The organism is Pseudomonas svalbardensis (assembly GCF_030053115.1).
Lineage (GTDB): Bacteria > Pseudomonadota > Gammaproteobacteria > Pseudomonadales > Pseudomonadaceae > Aquipseudomonas > Aquipseudomonas svalbardensis.
Genome location: NZ_CP125619.1, coordinates 3495387 through 3510715, shown reverse-complemented (window position 1 = coordinate 3510715; position 15329 = coordinate 3495387). Strand labels below are relative to the sequence as shown.

Below are 15329 nucleotides of genomic sequence, written 5' to 3'. Positions count from 1 at the left end.
TGTCACTTCATTACCTTTGAGCTAACGCACCCATGGACATACGGCATTTCCGCTATTTTCTGGCCGTTGCCCGGCAAGGCAACTTCACCCGCGCCGCCGAACAACTCGGTATCGCACCGCCGACTTTGACTCGACAGATTCAGGACATGGAGAACGAACTCGGCACGCGATTGTTCGTGCGCCAAACACGTGAAGTCAGCCTGACCGAGGCCGGCGCCGCGCTGGTGATCGAAGCCGAGGCGACGGTGCGGCAATTCGAATACGCTCAGTACAACGCCCAGCGTGCCGGGCGCGGGGATATTGGCCATATCGAACTGGGTTACGTGGCTTCGGCGGTGTATTCGGGCTTGCTGCAGAAACAGGTGCAAGCCTTCAGCCGCGAGTGTCCTGACGTCAGCCTGAACGTACGGGAAAGTCCCATGGCGTCATTGCCGATGATGGTGGTCGAGGGGCGTTTCGATATTGGCTATGTCCGCTCACCCATGACCCTGCCTGAAGGCCTGGAAGCCATTCGCCTGGACGCAGAAGGCTTTGTGCTGGCACTGCCGACCGAGTCCTGGCTGTGCCGTCTGCCAGAAATTGGTCCGGAACATTTGCAGAACGAGACGTTCATCCTGCCGGAGCAAATCAGCGGCACCTTGCAAGTCGCCGCCGAGGGTGGATTTGCGCCGAAACTGGGTGCGCAACCGGGTGGGCTGGTGGCAGTCATTGCGTTGGTGTCGTTGGGGCAGGGTGTTGCCGTCGTGCCCGAATCAGTGGTTGGCCACGTGGGTTTGCCCGGTGTGTTGTACCGGGCAATCAAAGGTTGCGAGGCGAGTTCGTGGTTGTCGTTGATTTATCGTCGGTTCGAGAAGTCCGCGGCGGTCGCCAGGTATATAGATCAGGTCAAAAATCGCTAAGCGCAAAAGCTTCGCGAGCTAACAGCAAACCCGCCGATTCAACTGCCGGGTTGCGCGAGGCACAGTGCGCAACCTTCGCAGGGTCTGGCGCAACCACGCCAGATCGTGAACCTGTTTACGGTTCACCGTTGCCGGTTTCACCTTGCCAATGTGCCTGGCGAAGTCTTCCTGCAGGGTTTGCTCAGTGCCGATTCCCTTGAGCTTCTTCAGCAGCTTCCCATCCTTGTAAAACAGCACGGTCGGAGTGCCGGTGACGTTCGGGTGGCGGGGGGATTCGCTGGTATTGAGCATGTAAATCTGCGCGTGATGCCGATACGGCTCGGCGATCTGGCGAAAGATCGGTTCAGCCATTTCGCAGGCTGGACAGTGCTGACTGCCGAAGTACAGGATCACCGGGCGCCAGGTTTTCAGGGCCTTGCGGTAGACCGGGGCTAGCGGTGCAGGGGTGGTTATCGAGCTCATTGAAATCTCCGTCTTCAAAATGGGCACGTGTTGTAGCGGTGAAGGGGCTGGTAGCCAGATGGCTGGCTACCAGTTGGTCAGCCTTCAACGTTGCTCGAGTCGCACATCATCGAAATACGATCCAAAAGTGTCGAATGGACCATCGTTTGCTTCCAGCTTGATCGACACTTTGTTGGTGCCTGCCGGTACAGTGAAGTCTACGAAGTGCGCGCTCCAGGGGGTGCCACCGCCGATAGCGAGGCGTCGCATCTCCCATGATGGATGCAGCAAAACTTGTGCTGTGCAGGCGCAGCCTCGCTCTGTTTTCATTTTCACGGAAAAACGGAACTCGCCCTCGCTGGCGATCGTAACGTCCTGAGTGATCAGGCTTGGTGCCTGCAAGACACAACAACCGTCTTCATAGCGGGCTTTCTCCGGTGGATTCGGTGTCCAGTGCTGGCCTTCTTCTGTGAAATCACCATTGAGCAGCAAATTAGCGGTAGAGGATTGTTGAGACATGTGAAAACTCCTGTAAGTGGTTTGTCAAAAACCGCAAGCCCAGCCAATCGCGTGTGAGGGAAGGTTTGAGCGGTTGCACGGATTGAGCGCTCATAACCCGCGGTCCACAACTGTCATATCTGACAGGTCAACTCTGAAAACCGATGAACGGTCATCAATTGGTAGCCTGGCGCATTAGTGCGAACGGGCAGGCATGCGCCGTTTCTTTATGGTGCGCCACGCACCTTTTGTGGCCTTGCTACTCATGGGCGTAGCCCGCGGTAGCAGCCTCGCCGCGGTCGATGGCGCGCAGTATTCAGGTCAGATTTTTCTATCCTCTTGAATTAATAGCCTTTTCGGATCCACGAAGATTTTCCGTCAATCCTGTGGCACACTTTCTGCTGTGTATTCCGTTGTTACATACCAATATCCGGTATAGCGGAATAAACATCACCCTGGAGTGCTTGCCATGCATCGCCGACCTTCCTTGTATAAAGCGTGTGTTTTTGTTCTCGCGGCTTCGGCTGCTGTCATGGGTGTGGCCCAGGCGGCGGACAGCAAGCTCGATAGCGTGCTGGCCCGCGGGAAACTGATTGTGGGCACGGGCAGTACCAACGCGCCGTGGCACTTCCAGGCAGCGGACGGCAAGTTGCAGGGTTTTGATATCGATATCGCGCGGATGGTGGCCAAGGGGTTGTTCAACGACCCGAGCAAAGTCGAGTTCGTGGTGCAGTCGTCCGATGCGCGGATTCCCAACCTGCTGACCGACAAGGTCGACATGAGCTGTCAGTTCATCACCGTGACGGCCAGCCGTGCCCAGCAGGTGGCATTCACGCTGCCGTACTACCGCGAAGGCGTCGGCCTGCTGTTGCCGGCCAACAGCAAGTACAAGGAAATCGAAGACCTCAAAGCCGCCAACGACAGCGTGACTGTGGCGGTGCTGCAGAACGTGTACGCCGAAGAACTGGTGCATCAGGCCTTGCCCAAGGCCAAGGTCGATCAGTACGACAGCGTGGACCTGATGTATCAGGCGGTGAACTCCGGCCGTGCCGACGCCGCGGCCACCGATCAGTCCTCGGTGAAATACCTGATGGTGCAGAACCAGGGGCGCTATCGCAGCCCGGCTTATGCCTGGAGCCCGCAAACCTACGCATGCGCGGTCAAGCGCGGCGACCAGGACTGGCTGAACTTCGTCAACACCGCATTGCATGAAGCCATGACCGGCGTTGAATTCCCGACCTACGCCGCCTCCTTCAAGCAGTGGTTCGGTGTCGATCTGCCGTCGCCAGCCATCGGTTTTCCCGTCGAATTCAAATGATCCCGTGAGAGCGGGGCGGTTCCGATCGCCCCGTTCAAGGTACTGCTGACCATGAACTATCAGTTGAATTTTGCCGCCGTGTGGCGCGATTTTGACAACTTGCTGGCGGGGCTCGGTCTGGGTCTTGAGCTGGCGCTGGTGTCGATCGCCATCGGCTGCGTGATCGGCCTGCTGATGGCGTTTGCTTTGTTGTCGAAGCACCGCGCGTTGCGGGTGCTGGCGTCGGTGTATGTGACGGTGATCCGTAACACGCCGATTCTGGTGTTGATTCTGTTGATCTACTTTGCCTTGCCCAGTCTTGGGATCCGTCTGGACAAGATCCCGTCGTTCATCATCACCCTGTCGCTGTATGCCGGGGCCTATCTGACCGAAGTGTTCCGCGGCGGGCTGTTGAGCATTCCCAAAGGCCAGCGCGAAGCGGGGTTGGCGATCGGTTTGGGCGAGTGGCAGGTCAAGGCGTACGTCACCGTGCCGGTGATGCTGCGCAATGTACTGCCGGCCTTGTCGAACAACTTCATTTCGCTGTTCAAGGACACCTCTCTGGCCGCGGCGATTGCCGTGCCGGAGCTGACCTATTACGCGCGCAAGATCAATGTCGAGAGCTACCGGGTGATTGAAACCTGGATGGTGACCACCGCACTCTATGTGGCGGCCTGTTACCTCATTGCCATGATGCTGCGTTACCTCGAGCAGCGTCTGGCGATTCGCCGATAGGAGGCCCACATGTACGAATCCCCCAGTTGGTTACATGAGTTATGGGTGGCACGGGAAGTCCTGTGGCAAGGCTTTATGACCAGTGTGCAGGTCTCGGCCCTGGCGATTTTGTTGGGCACGATGCTCGGCATCGTCGCGGGTCTGGTGCTGACCTACGGCAAGTTCTGGATGCGCGCGCCGTTTCGTTTTTACGTCGACATCATTCGCGGCACGCCCGTGTTTGTATTGGTGCTCGCCTGCTTCTACATGGCGCCTGCGCTGGGCTGGCAGATCAGTGCGTTTCAGGCCGGCGCGTTGGGGCTGACGCTGTTTTGCGGCTCCCACGTCGCCGAGATTGTGCGCGGCGCGTTGCAAGCACTGCCCAGCGGCCAGATGGAAGCGAGCAAGGCCATCGGCCTGACGTTTTATCAAGCGCTCGGTTACGTGTTGTTGCCTCAGGCGTTGCGGCAGATCTTGCCGACCTGGGTCAACTCGTCCACCGAGATCGTCAAGGCTTCGACGCTGTTGTCGGTGATTGGTGTGGCTGAGTTGCTGCTCAGCACCCAGCAGATCATCGCTCGGACCTTCATGACCCTCGAGTTTTACCTGTTCGCCGGATTGCTGTTTTTCGTCATCAACTACGCCATCGAATTACTCGGCCGGCACATTGAAAAGCGGGTGGCCTTGCCATGACTCAACCTCAAGTTTCGATACAGAATCAGGCGCTGCTGGACATCCGCGGCCTGCACAAGCAATACGGGCCGCTCGAAGTGCTCAAGGGCGTCGACCTGACGATGCAGCGCGGCAACGTCGTGACGCTGATCGGCTCCAGCGGTTCGGGCAAGACCACGCTGCTGCGTTGCGTGAACATGCTCGAAGAGTTCCAGGGCGGGCAGATCATGCTCGATGGCGAGTCCATCGGTTATGACGAGATCAACGGCAAGCGCGTGCGTCACCCGGAAAAAGTTATCGCCCGGCATCGGGCCATGACGGGCATGGCGTTCCAGCAGTTCAACCTGTTTCCGCACCTCACGGCGTTGCAGAACGTCACCCTCGGTCTGCTCAAGGTCAAAAAGCTGCACAAGGATGAAGCAGTGGCCCTGGCGGAAAAATGGCTGGAGCGGGTTGGCTTGCTGGAACGCCGCGATCACTTCCCCGGTCAGTTGTCCGGTGGTCAGCAGCAGCGTGTGGCGATTGCCCGTGCGATTGCGATGAACCCGAGCCTGATGCTGTTCGACGAAGTCACTTCGGCCCTCGATCCGGAACTGGTAGGCGAAGTGCTGAGTGTGATCAAAGGCCTGGCCGAGGACGGCATGACCATGCTGCTGGTGACCCACGAAATGCGCTTTGCGTTTGAAGTCTCGGACAAGATCGTCTTCATGAATCAGGGGCGGATCGAAGAGCAGGGGCCACCCAAGGAACTGTTCGAACGCCCGCAATCACCGCGTCTGGCGGAATTTCTCAAGAACACGCGCTTTTGACCTATCACTTTTCAATCAGGAGAAACACTCATGAGCATTACTCGTTACGGCACCGGCAGCACCGCCGGTGGCGGCCAGCCCCGTCCTTTCGCCCGCGCCGTTGAAGCCGATGGCTGGCTGCATGTGTCCGGACAAGTACCGGCGCTGGATGGCGAAATCATTGTGGGTGGCATCGTCGAACAGACTCACCAGACCATGAAGAACCTGATCGCGATTCTCGAAGAGGCCGGTTATGGCCTGGAAGATGTGGTGCGCACCGGTGTGTGGCTGGAAGACCCGCGGGATTTCTGGAGTTTCAACAAGGTGTTTTCCGAGTACTTCAAAAGCGAACACGCACCGGCGCGGGCGTGTGTGCAGGCGAATATGATGGTCGATTGCAAGGTTGAGATTGACTGCATCGCGTACAAGAAAAAGGCCTGAGATTTGCGGTGGTTTTGATGGCCATCCCTCACCCTAACCCTCTCCCGGAGGGAGAGGGGACTGATATGTATCGATGCAGGTAAAGGGGTTTAACACATACTTCTGTATCGACACGGTCAGGCGCCCTCTCCCCTCTGGGGAGAGGGCGGGGGGTGAGGGGTGGATCTGACTGACACCACCATCTCGGCCAGTTAATATCCCGGCGACTTTGAATGGGAACACAGACATGACCGAAGACACCATCAAGCGCCGGGCTCGCGGTCTGGACCGGGCGTTCGATATCCTCGATTTTCTCAAGGAAGTCGGCAAGCCCCTGCGCCCGAACGAAATTGCCAGCGGCATTGGCAGCCCGAAATCCACGGTCTACGAATTGGTTGCCTCCCTGCTGGAGCGACGGATTCTGGAGGCCGTGGGCAAGGACGGTCACGTCTACCTCGGCCGTCAGCTGTACTTCCTCGGGCAAGCGCATTTACGCCATTTCGACCTGACCCGCGAGGCCGATCATGCCTTGCAGGAGATCGTCAGCCAGACCCGCGAAACCGCGCAGATGTGCCTGCTCAACGGACGAAAATACACCGTGGCCTTGATGAAAGAGGGCGAGCGGCATTTCCGCATTTCCTCGGACATCGGCGAGAACGCGCCGATCCCCTGGACCGCTTCCGGGCGCCTGCTGCTGGCGCACTTGAGCGACCAGGAAATCGTCGATCTGATTGATCACGACGACTTCATCCTGCCCAACGGTGAATGCCTGCCGCTTGAACAGTTTCTCGGTGAAATCCGTCAGGCCGCTATCGATGGCTTTTTCTCCTTCGATAGCGTCGCGGACACCTTTACCCATTGCTTCGCCGCCCCGGTCAAAGACCCGAACGGTGTGGCCATTGCAACCCTGTGCATCGTCGCCCCAAGGGCCGATGCCAAGAACAATTACAACGACTACCGCCGGGTGCTGATCGACAGTGCCAACAGCCTGGCCCGTCGCATCAGTGAATAACAGCGGCTGCCTGCGGCCGCGAATGTGAGGAGTTCGACCATGTCTTCTGCCAAAAATACTGCCGCCGTGGAAAAGGGCTTTGCCCACACTGGCGCCAACCTGGTGCGCGACGTCAGCCTGCCGGCGCTGGTGCTGCACCGCGAAGCACTGGAACACAACATTCGCTGGATGCAGGCGTTTGTCAGCAACAGCGGAGCCGAGCTCGCGCCCCACGGTAAAACCAGCATGACCCCAGCGCTGTTTCAGCGCCAACTGGACGCCGGTGCCTGGGGCATCACCCTGGCCAGCGCCACGCAAACCCGCGCGGCTTACTCCCATGGCGTGCATCGGGTGCTGATGGCCAACCAATTGGTCGGTACGCCGAACATGGCGTTGATCGCCGATCTGATGGCCGATCCGGCTTTCGACTTCCATTGCATGGTCGATCACCCGGACAACGTCGCTGACCTCGGCGCGTATTTCGCCTCGCGCGGTGTGCGCTTGAACGTGATGATCGAGTACGGCGTGGTCGGTGGTCGTTGCGGTTGCCGCACGGAAGACGAAGTGGTCGCGCTGGCCAAGGCCATCGCGGCGCAACCGGCGTTGGCGCTGACCGGGATCGAAGGATACGAAGGGGTGATTCACGGCGATCACGCTGTGAGCGGCATCCGTGCGTTCGCTGATTCTTTGGTGCGTCTGGCCGTGCAATTGCAGGACAGCGGCGCGTTCGCCATTCCCAAGCCGATCATCACTGCGTCGGGTTCGGCCTGGTATGACCTGATCGCCGAGTCCTTCGAAGCGCAGAACGCCGGTGGGCGTTTCCTCAGTGTGCTGCGTCCCGGTAGCTATGTGGCTCACGACCATGGCATCTATAAAGAAGCGCAATGCTGCGTGCTCGACCGCCGCAGCGACTTGCACGAAGGCCTGCGCCCGGCGCTGGAAGTCTGGGCTCACGTGCAGTCGTTGCCGGAACCGGGCTTTGCGGTGATCGCCCTGGGTAAACGCGACGTGGCCTACGACGCCGGGTTGCCGGTGCCGCTGATGCGCTACAAGGCCGGTGTAGTGCCGGCGATGGGCGATGACGTCAGCGCCTGCAAGGTGACGGCGGTGATGGACCAGCATGCGTTCATGACCGTGGCGCCGGGGGTTGAGTTGCGGGTGGGGGACATTATTTCCTTTGGTACCTCGCATCCGTGCCTGACGTTCGACAAGTGGCGTATCGGGTGTCTGGTGGATGAGCAACTGAACGTCATCGAAACCATGGAAACCTGTTTCTAAGGCTTGAGACCGCAGCGCGGCCTTCGCGAGCAGGCTCGCTCCCACAGGGGACGCATTCCATTGTGGGAGCGAGCCTGTTCGCGAAATGGCCCTACCAGACAACACAGAAACACCAGAGAGCCCAAGAACAATGAACACCATCAGCACCCTTGGCCCCAACACCCCGCGCATTGCCCTGATCGGCGAATGCATGATCGAGTTGCAGCAACGCGCCGACGGCAGCCTGCAACAGAGTTTCGGTGGCGATACCTTGAACACGGCGGTCTACCTGTCCCGGGAGTTGGGCGAGGGCGGCACGGTGGATTACGTCACTGCCCTAGGCGACGACAGTTTCAGCGATGCCATGTGCCAGAGTTGGGCCGACGAAAACATCGGGCTCGGTATGGTCCAGCGCTTGCCCGGCCGATTGCCCGGTTTGTATTGCATCCAGACTGACGCTGCCGGTGAGCGACGTTTTCTTTACTGGCGCAACGAGGCGGCAGTCCGCGATTGTTTCACCACCCCGGCCGCCGCGCCGATCCTGGCGGCACTGCCGGATTACGATGTGCTGTATTTCAGTGGCATCACCCTGGCGGTACTGGGTGTGCAAGGTCGGGAGAAGTTACTGGAAACCCTGGTCGAAGCCCGGCAGCGGGATGCGCGGATCGTGTTCGACAACAACTACCGGCCACGTTTGTGGGCGTCGATCGAGGACGCACGGGCGGCCTATCGCAGCGTTCTGCCCTATGTCGATCTGGCATTGCTGACTGTCGATGACGAACAGGCGCTGTTTCATTTTTCCGATTGCGAGGCGGCGTTTGCCGCTTACGAGCAGATTGGCACGCCTGAAGTGGTACTCAAGCGTGGCGCCGAGGCGTGTCTGATTCGTTGTGATGGAGAGTCGTTTGAAGTGCCGGCGCAGGTGGTCGAGCGGGTGGTGGACACCACGGCGGCGGGGGATTCATTTAGCGCGGCGTATTTAGCCAGTCGCCTGAAAGGAGGCAGCCCGGTTGAGGCTGCCGAAGCGGGGCATCAATTGGCGAGTCGGGTGATTCAGGTGCCTGGAGCCCTCATTCCCCGAACCTGAAACACGATCCATTAATCCCGGTAAAACACCTGCACCAGGTGATAGCCGAACTTGCTCTTGATCGGTCCGTGCACCACGCGCAAAGGTTTTTTGAAAATCACGGCATCGATAACTCCAACCATCTGCCCGGGCCGCACTTCACCCAAGTCGCCGCCGCGCTTGCCGGACGGGCAGGTGGAATACTTCTTGGCCAGCACATCGAAGGCTTCGCCCTTGGCGATGCGTTGTTTGAGCTGTTCGGCTTCTTCCGAGGTTTTCACCAGAATATGGCGGGCTTGAGCTTTCATGGGCAGTACCTTGCAACGGTGGTGGCTATGTTGGTGCCAGCGGGGGCGCGCGATTATGCCTTAACTCAGTCCGGTTGACCGATCATCGCGCGAATCTTGTTGGCCAACAGGTCAATGGAAAAGGGCTTGGCCACCATGTCCATGCCTTCCTCCAGGAAGCCCTGGCGCTCGGCGGCTTTTTCCGCGTAACCGGTCATGAACAGCACTTTGAGCTCGGGGCGGTGCTGGCGCGCAATCTCCGCCAGTTGCCGACCGTTCATCCCCGGCAGCCCGACATCGGTGACCAGCAAATCGACCCGCAGGTCGGATTCCAGCAGGGGCAGGGCGGTCTTCGCGTCTTCGGCTTCATGGGCGTGGTAACCCAGCTCGTGGAGCAGGTCGAGCACCAGCATGCGCACCGCCGGGTCGTCCTCCACCAACATCACGGTTTCACCGGCGATCGCGGCCGGCGCCTCGCTGGTGACCGGCATCAGGATGTTTTCGGGCTCTGCGGCGTGCAGCCGCGGCAGGTACAGACGAACGCTGGTGCCCTGGCCCGGCAAGCTGAACAGGCTGACGTGACCGCCCGACTGCTGGGCAAAACCATAGATCATCGACAGCCCAAGACCGGTGCCCTGGCCGATGGGTTTGGTGGTGAAGAACGGGTCGAAAGCTTTGGCCAGCACCGACGGTGTCATGCCGGTACCGTTGTCGCTGACGGCAATCATCAGATAATCCCCGGCCTTGACCGGTTCCAGGGTGTTGATGTCACTGCTGTCGAGATAAACGTTGGCGGTTTCGATCCGCAACTCGCCGCCATCGGGCATGGCGTCCCGGGCGTTGATCACCAGATTGAGCAGGGCGTTTTCCAGCTGGCTGACGTCGGTGCTGACCGGCCAGACGTCATCGGCCAATTGCAGTTTGAGCTCGATGTGGTCGCCCTTGGTCCGGCTGAGCAGATCTTCCAGGGAATGGATCAGATCATTGGCGTTCAGCGGCTTGCGGTCCAGTGACTGACGCCGGGAAAACGCCAGCAGGCGATGGGTCAGGGCGGCGGCGCGGTTGGCCGAGGACACTGCCGCCTCGGTGAAACGGCCCACCTCGGCGGCGCGCCCGTCGGCGATATAGCGCTGCATCAAATCGAGGCTGCCAATGATCCCGGTGAGCATATTGTTGAAGTCATGGGCGATGCCGCCGGTGAGCTGGCCGAGCGCTTCCATCTTCTGCGCATGCCGCAACGCCTCTTCGGCGCGCTCGCGTTCGAACATCTCGTTCTGCAGTCGCTGGTTGGCTTCAGCCAATTGCTGGGTGCGGGCGGCGACTCGTTCCTCAAGCGTTTCGTTGAGATTGCGCAGGGCTTCTTCGGTCTGTTTGCGCTCGGTTTCGTCAATCACAAAGATGTAGAAACCATTGACCGCACCATCCGCGCCGTGGCGCGGCAAGTAGTTCATCAGGGCATGGTGGATGCTGCCGTCACGGTGTGGGGTGCGGATGCTGAAACAACAAGGCTTGCCGGACAGCGCCTGGGCGATGTATTCGGCGCGCAAGGCATAGGCTTCTTCACCCAGTACTTCACGGATGGTTTTGCCAAAGAGCTCCTGAGGCGTCAGCCCGTACCAATCGAGGTAGGCCGCATTGTTCAGGCGAAAGCGTTCCTCGCTGTCCACGTAGCTGATCAGGATCGGCATGGCGTTGATGATCAGTTGCAGCTCGGTCTGACTTTGCCGCAAGGCCTGCTCGGTGTGCTTACGTTCGGTCAGGTCCAGGGCGGCGCCGAGGAAGCGGATTGGCCGACCATGGTGGTCCTTGTAGCAACGACCCCGGGCAAACACCCAGCGCAGCTGACCGTCGGGTTGCAGCAGGCGATATTCCTCGGCGTACTCGGTGCCGTGGGTGATGGAGTGCTTGATGCTGCGGGCGACCATGGCGCGGTCTTCCGGGTGCACCCCCTGAAGGTAGGCGCTGATGGGCAACTGATTGGCGAGCAGCGGGTCGATGCCGTGTAACTGGGCGAAGTGGGTGTCGGCAATGAAGCGGTCTTCGTTTATGTCCCAGTCCCAGGTGCCGACGGCGTCGGTGGCCGCGAGGGCCAGTTGCAGGCGCTCCTCGGTTTCGTGCTGGGCCTTGAGGCTGGCGGCCGAGCGCTGTTCGAGTTCGAGGGCGATGCGTCGGCGTTCGTTGGTTTCGATGGCGGTGACCAGAATCCCGGCGACCTGGGCGCTTTCATCGCGGATGGGGCTGTAGGTCAGGTCCAGCCAGAAGTCGGAATCATGGCCATTACGCTGCAAGGTGAAGCGCTGTTCACTGTAGGTCCGTACCTGTCCTTGTAGGACGGCGCTGTAAATGGGGTCGGTAAAGTCTTTTAACTCTGGCCAGATCAGGTGTGTCGGCTGTCCGAATGCGTGTGGATGCTTGCTGCCGGCAAGCAGGGCGAAGCCGTCGTTGTAGATCTGCGTGAGCTGCGGCCCCCACAGCAACAGCATGGGCATCGGCGAATGAATCACGATATCCACGGCGGTTCTCAGGCTTTGCGGCCAGGTACTGGCAGCGCCCAGCGGGCTGCGTCTCCAGTCCAGTCGGGCAATCAAGGCCTGGGCATCGCTGCCGGTCGGTGATGCGTTCATCAAGATGTCCTGCACTTAAGTCGGTGTGGCGGCGTCAACTATCCTTGTACCGCAGTAGACGCTGGATGACCCGTTTTGGGTCGTTTTTATTCATTGAATGCTTCGCGGGTGCTTTTTGCCATGGAAATCGATGCACTGTTAAGGCTCCTGGCCAGCCAGAATGGCTCCGATCTTTATCTGTCTACCGGTGCGCCACCCAGCGCACGGTTCGAGGGTGTGCTCAAACCCTTGGCCGATCAGCCATTCAAGCCGGGAGAAGTCGCGGCCATTGCCGCGTCCATCATGGACGCCGAACAGCGTCTGGAGTTCGATCGGGAGCTGGAGATGAACCTGGCCATCTCTTTGACAGGTGTCGGGCGCTTTCGGGTCAATATCTTTAAACAACGCAACGATGTGTCAGTCGTGGCGCGCAACATCAAGCTCGACATTCCGCGTTTCGAAGACCTCAAACTGCCGCCGGTGCTGCTCGAGACTGTGATGCTCAAACAAGGATTGATGCTGTTCGTCGGCGCTACCGACTCGGGTAAGTCAACCTCGCTGGCAGCATTGATCGACTACCGCAATCGCCACAGCAGTGGCCACATCATCACCATTGAAGACCCGGTCGAGTACATCCATCGGCACAAGAAGTCGATCATCAACCAGCGTGAGGTCGGCGTCGATACCCGCAGTTTTCACGCCGCATTGAAAAATACCTTGCGCCAGGCACCGGACGTGGTGTTGATCGGCGAAATTCGTGACCGCGAGACGATGGAGCACGCGCTGGCGTTTGCCGATACCGGTCATCTGGTTATCTCCACCCTGCATGCCCACAACGCCCATCAGGCGCTGGACCGGATCATCAACTTCTTTCCCGAGGAGCGCCGGACGCAGCTGCTTCATGATCTGGGCAACAACCTCAAGGCATTCGTTTCCCAGCGGTTGGTGCATACCCGTGACGGTCAGCGACGGGCGGCGGTGGAAGTGATGCTCGGGACGCCAACCGTCGGCGACCTGATTCGGCGCAATGAGTTATCCGAGCTCAAGGGGATTATGGAGAAGTCTGTAGAACTGGGGATGCAGACGTTCGACGGAGCGCTTTACGCGTTGGTCGTCGATGGGGCGATCAATGAGGAGGAAGCGTTGAAGCATGCGGATTCGGTGAACAACTTGCGCTTGCGGCTGAAGCTGCACGCCGAAGCGTCACCGGGTCCCCATGCGCCGCCGGGCGAATGGGGACTCATGGACTGACAAAGATCGAATGTGGGAGCGAGCCTGCTCGCGATGGCGCCGGGTCAGTCAATATTGATGTCGACTGACACACCGCTTTCGCGAGCAGGCTCGCTCCCACAGTAGATTCCCGGCGTTCAGTCGTTGAGTTCGGGGCGGTTTCGGAATTGCTCAAGCGCCTCGGGATTGGCCAGTGCATCGGTGTTCTTGACCTTCTGCCCATGCACCACATTCCTCACCGCCAGTTCAACGACCTTGCCGCTGATGGTGCGCGGTATATCAGTCACCGCGACAATCTTCGCCGGCACATGCCGCGGTGTGGTGTTGGCGCGGATAACCTGGCGGATCTGTTGTTGTAGCGCTTCGTCCAGTTCGATGCCCTCGCGCAATCGCACGAATAGCACCACCCGCACGTCATCCTGCCATTGCTGACCGATCGCCACGCTGTCCAGAACCTGTGGGACTTTCTCCACCTGACGGTAGATTTCCGCAGTGCCGATGCGCACGCCGCCGGGATTGAGCACGGCGTCGGAGCGTCCGTGGATCATCATCGCGCCATGGGGCAATTGTTCTGCGTAATCGCCTTGGGCCCAGACGCCGGGGAACTGACTGAAATACGAGGCACGAAGCTTTTCCTGCTGAGGGTCATTCCAAAACCCGATGGGGATTGCCGGGAAGTGCCGGGTGCACACCAGCTCACCTTTTTCGCCGATCACCGGCTGGCCGTTGTCGTTCCAGACTTCCACCGCCATGCCCAGGCTTTTGCCTTGTATCTCGCCACTGCGTACCGGCTGCAGCGGATTGCTGTTCACAAAACACGAAACGATGTCGGTGCCGCCGGACATCGAGGCCAGGCAAAGGTCAGGCTTGAGGTCGCGGTAGACGTAGTCGTAACTCTGCGGCGACAACGCGGAACCGGTGCAGAGCAGGGTTTTGAGGCTGCTCAGGTCATGGCTTTCGCGAGGTTTGACGCCGTTGCTTTCCAGGGTCGCAAGGTACTTGGGGCTGGTGCCGAAGACACTGATGCATTCGTCGTCGATCAGGTCGATCAGACGCTCGGGGGCGGGATGAAATGGCGAGCCGTCGTACAGCACCACCGTGCTGTCCACGGCCAGCGCCGAGACCAGCCAGTTCCACATCATCCAGCCGCAGGTGGTGTAGTAGAACAACCGGTCGCCGGGACCGAGATCGCAATGCAGGCCATGTTCCTTGACGTGTTGCAGCAACACACCACCCGTGCTGTGAATGATGCATTTCGGTACGCCGGTGGTGCCGCTGGAATAGAGGATGTACAGCGGATGAGCGAAGGGCACGGCAACGAAATCCGGCTCGCCGCCAGCGTCGTAGAAATCATCCCAGAGCGTCACGTTGGCCCGGGTGTGGAAATGTTCGATGCGCGCTTGCGGTCGGGCGTAAGGCACGACAATCAACTGCTGCAAGGACGGCAAGCGCTCGAGGATTTCATTGACCTTGGCGGTCTGGTCGATGTCCTTGCCGGCATAGCGGTAACCGGCGCAGGTGATCAGCACTGTCGGCTCGATCTGGCCGAAACGGTCGATTACGCCCTGGGTGCCGAAGTCCGGTGAGGAACAGGACCAGATCGCTCCCAAACTGGTGGTGCCGAGCATCGCCACGAGGGTTTGCCAGGTATTGGGCATGCACGCCGCAACGCGGTCACCGAGGCCGACACCGGCGGCTTTCAAGCTGTTCTGAAACCCGGCGACATGCTCGGCCAGTTCTGCCCAAGTCAGGTGTTCACGCTGGCCGTTCTCGCCGATGGCAATGACCGCCATGGCATCGTCGCGACGGCGCAGCAGGTGTTCGGCGAAGTTCAGGGTGGCGCCGGGAAACCATTGGGCGCTGGGCATTTGAGCGCCTTCCACCAGCACCGCGTCCGGTTGATCGTGGAAACGGATGTCGAAGAAATCGACGATGGCCTGCCAGAACGCAACCCGCTGATCGATGGACCATTGATGCAGGGCAGGGTAGTCGTCGACGTGGAGGTTGTGTCGCTGATTGATGAAGCGCCGGAAGGCCTCCATGCGGGTCTTGCCGATGCGCTTGGCGCTGGGTTGCCAGAGGATGTCGGACATGGCTTGCCTCTTCTTGTTGTTCAGATCGTTCCCACGCGGACGGTTCGACGCCTCGACGTAGGAACTATCAGTG

At 59.7% G+C, this 15329-nt stretch carries 15 protein-coding genes; 10 read left to right on the top strand and 5 right to left on the bottom strand.

Translation table 11 applies throughout. The features are described 5' to 3' along the window. Nucleotides 1–32: 32 nt before the first annotated feature. Nucleotides 33–899, top strand: coding sequence for a LysR family transcriptional regulator (locus QFX16_RS16110; protein ID WP_283180470.1), 867 nt, complete (start codon nt 33–35; stop codon nt 897–899). A gap of 18 nt (nt 900–917) precedes the next feature. On the opposite strand, the gene QFX16_RS16105 is transcribed toward QFX16_RS16110, so the two are convergent. Both QFX16_RS16105 and QFX16_RS16100 read right to left on the bottom strand, forming a co-directional pair. Then, nucleotides 918–1361, bottom strand: a complete 444-nt coding sequence (locus QFX16_RS16105) for a thioredoxin family protein (RefSeq protein WP_283180469.1) — start codon at nt 1359–1361, stop codon at nt 918–920. 84 nt (nt 1362–1445) lie between these two features. Then, entirely contained in the window at nt 1446–1859 is a 414-nt protein-coding gene (locus QFX16_RS16100) for a hypothetical protein (protein WP_283180468.1), read from the bottom strand. 448 nt (nt 1860–2307) lie between these two features. On the opposite strand from QFX16_RS16100, the gene QFX16_RS16095 reads away from it, so the two are divergent. The 8 genes from QFX16_RS16095 to QFX16_RS16060 all read left to right on the top strand — a co-directional run bounded on the left by QFX16_RS16095 (nt 2308) and on the right by QFX16_RS16060 (nt 9064). Then, entirely contained in the window at nt 2308–3156 is an 849-nt protein-coding gene (locus QFX16_RS16095) for a transporter substrate-binding protein (protein ID WP_283180467.1), read from the top strand. Between the two features lie 51 nt (nt 3157–3207). Beyond that, complete coding sequence (locus tag QFX16_RS16090) at nt 3208–3870, top strand: amino acid ABC transporter permease (protein ID WP_283180466.1); 663 nt, start codon at nt 3208–3210, stop codon at nt 3868–3870. A gap of 9 nt (nt 3871–3879) precedes the next feature. Then, entirely contained in the window at nt 3880–4542 is a 663-nt protein-coding gene (locus QFX16_RS16085) for an amino acid ABC transporter permease (protein ID WP_283180465.1), read from the top strand. Beyond that, nucleotides 4539–5330, top strand: a complete 792-nt coding sequence (locus QFX16_RS16080) for an amino acid ABC transporter ATP-binding protein (RefSeq protein ID WP_283180464.1) — start codon at nt 4539–4541, stop codon at nt 5328–5330. Before QFX16_RS16085 ends, QFX16_RS16080 begins: the two co-directional genes overlap by 4 nt. A 30-nt stretch (nt 5331–5360) precedes the next feature. Next, on the top strand, nt 5361–5750 hold the full coding sequence (locus tag QFX16_RS16075) for a RidA family protein (RefSeq protein WP_007898265.1): 390 nt from the start codon (nt 5361–5363) through the stop codon (nt 5748–5750). Nucleotides 5751–5976: 226 nt separating this feature from the next. After that, on the top strand, nt 5977–6741 hold the full coding sequence (locus QFX16_RS16070; protein ID WP_283180463.1) for an IclR family transcriptional regulator: 765 nt from the start codon (nt 5977–5979) through the stop codon (nt 6739–6741). 39 nt (nt 6742–6780) lie between these two features. After that, nucleotides 6781–7998, top strand: a complete 1218-nt coding sequence (locus tag QFX16_RS16065; protein ID WP_283180462.1) for an amino acid deaminase — start codon at nt 6781–6783, stop codon at nt 7996–7998. A gap of 130 nt (nt 7999–8128) precedes the next feature. Beyond that, a complete protein-coding gene (locus QFX16_RS16060) occupies nt 8129–9064 on the top strand; it encodes a sugar kinase (RefSeq protein ID WP_283180461.1) in 936 nt (311 codons plus the stop codon). Nucleotides 9065–9075: 11 nt separating this feature from the next. Here the strand turns inward: QFX16_RS16060 and QFX16_RS16055 are convergent, their stop codons facing one another. Continuing rightward, complete coding sequence (locus QFX16_RS16055) at nt 9076–9351, bottom strand: peptidylprolyl isomerase (RefSeq protein WP_007898282.1); 276 nt, start codon at nt 9349–9351, stop codon at nt 9076–9078. 65 nt (nt 9352–9416) lie between these two features. Beyond that, nucleotides 9417–11954 carry a PAS domain-containing hybrid sensor histidine kinase/response regulator gene (locus tag QFX16_RS16050; RefSeq protein ID WP_283180460.1) on the bottom strand — a complete coding sequence of 846 codons (2538 nt, stop codon included), beginning with the start codon at nt 11952–11954 and terminating at the stop codon, nt 9417–9419. A gap of 120 nt (nt 11955–12074) precedes the next feature. Between QFX16_RS16050 and QFX16_RS16045 the strand changes: the two genes are divergently transcribed. Next, nucleotides 12075–13184: a PilT/PilU family type 4a pilus ATPase gene (locus tag QFX16_RS16045; RefSeq protein ID WP_283180459.1), complete on the top strand. Its 1110-nt coding sequence runs from the start codon at nt 12075–12077 to the stop codon at nt 13182–13184. A gap of 116 nt (nt 13185–13300) precedes the next feature. On the opposite strand, the gene QFX16_RS16040 is transcribed toward QFX16_RS16045, so the two are convergent. Continuing rightward, nucleotides 13301–15256 (bottom strand): acetoacetate--CoA ligase, encoded by a 1956-nt coding sequence (locus QFX16_RS16040; RefSeq protein ID WP_283180458.1) that lies wholly within the window; start codon nt 15254–15256, stop codon nt 13301–13303. Nucleotides 15257–15329: the final 73 nt, after the last annotated feature.

Bases quoted from the DNA above. Each gene is read 5' to 3' on its own strand.
- QFX16_RS16040 (WP_283180458.1), bottom strand. From the start codon at position 15,256: ATGTCCGACATCCTCTGGCAACCCAGCGCCAAGCGCATCGGCAAGACC.
- QFX16_RS16045 (WP_283180459.1), top strand. From the start codon at position 12,075: ATGGAAATCGATGCACTGTTAAGGCTCCTGGCCAGCCAGAATGGCTCC.
- QFX16_RS16100 (WP_283180468.1), bottom strand. From the start codon at position 1,859: ATGTCTCAACAATCCTCTACCGCTAATTTGCTGCTCAATGGTGATTTC.
- QFX16_RS16080 (WP_283180464.1), top strand. From the start codon at position 4,539: ATGACTCAACCTCAAGTTTCGATACAGAATCAGGCGCTGCTGGACATC.
- QFX16_RS16055 (WP_007898282.1), bottom strand. From the start codon at position 9,351: ATGAAAGCTCAAGCCCGCCATATTCTGGTGAAAACCTCGGAAGAAGCC.
- QFX16_RS16065 (WP_283180462.1), top strand. From the start codon at position 6,781: ATGTCTTCTGCCAAAAATACTGCCGCCGTGGAAAAGGGCTTTGCCCAC.
- QFX16_RS16075 (WP_007898265.1), top strand. From the start codon at position 5,361: ATGAGCATTACTCGTTACGGCACCGGCAGCACCGCCGGTGGCGGCCAG.
- QFX16_RS16060 (WP_283180461.1), top strand. From the start codon at position 8,129: ATGAACACCATCAGCACCCTTGGCCCCAACACCCCGCGCATTGCCCTG.
- QFX16_RS16095 (WP_283180467.1), top strand. From the start codon at position 2,308: ATGCATCGCCGACCTTCCTTGTATAAAGCGTGTGTTTTTGTTCTCGCG.
- QFX16_RS16110 (WP_283180470.1), top strand. From the start codon at position 33: ATGGACATACGGCATTTCCGCTATTTTCTGGCCGTTGCCCGGCAAGGC.
- QFX16_RS16105 (WP_283180469.1), bottom strand. From the start codon at position 1,361: ATGAGCTCGATAACCACCCCTGCACCGCTAGCCCCGGTCTACCGCAAG.
- QFX16_RS16085 (WP_283180465.1), top strand. From the start codon at position 3,880: ATGTACGAATCCCCCAGTTGGTTACATGAGTTATGGGTGGCACGGGAA.
- QFX16_RS16070 (WP_283180463.1), top strand. From the start codon at position 5,977: ATGACCGAAGACACCATCAAGCGCCGGGCTCGCGGTCTGGACCGGGCG.
- QFX16_RS16050 (WP_283180460.1), bottom strand. From the start codon at position 11,954: ATGAACGCATCACCGACCGGCAGCGATGCCCAGGCCTTGATTGCCCGA.
- QFX16_RS16090 (WP_283180466.1), top strand. From the start codon at position 3,208: ATGAACTATCAGTTGAATTTTGCCGCCGTGTGGCGCGATTTTGACAAC.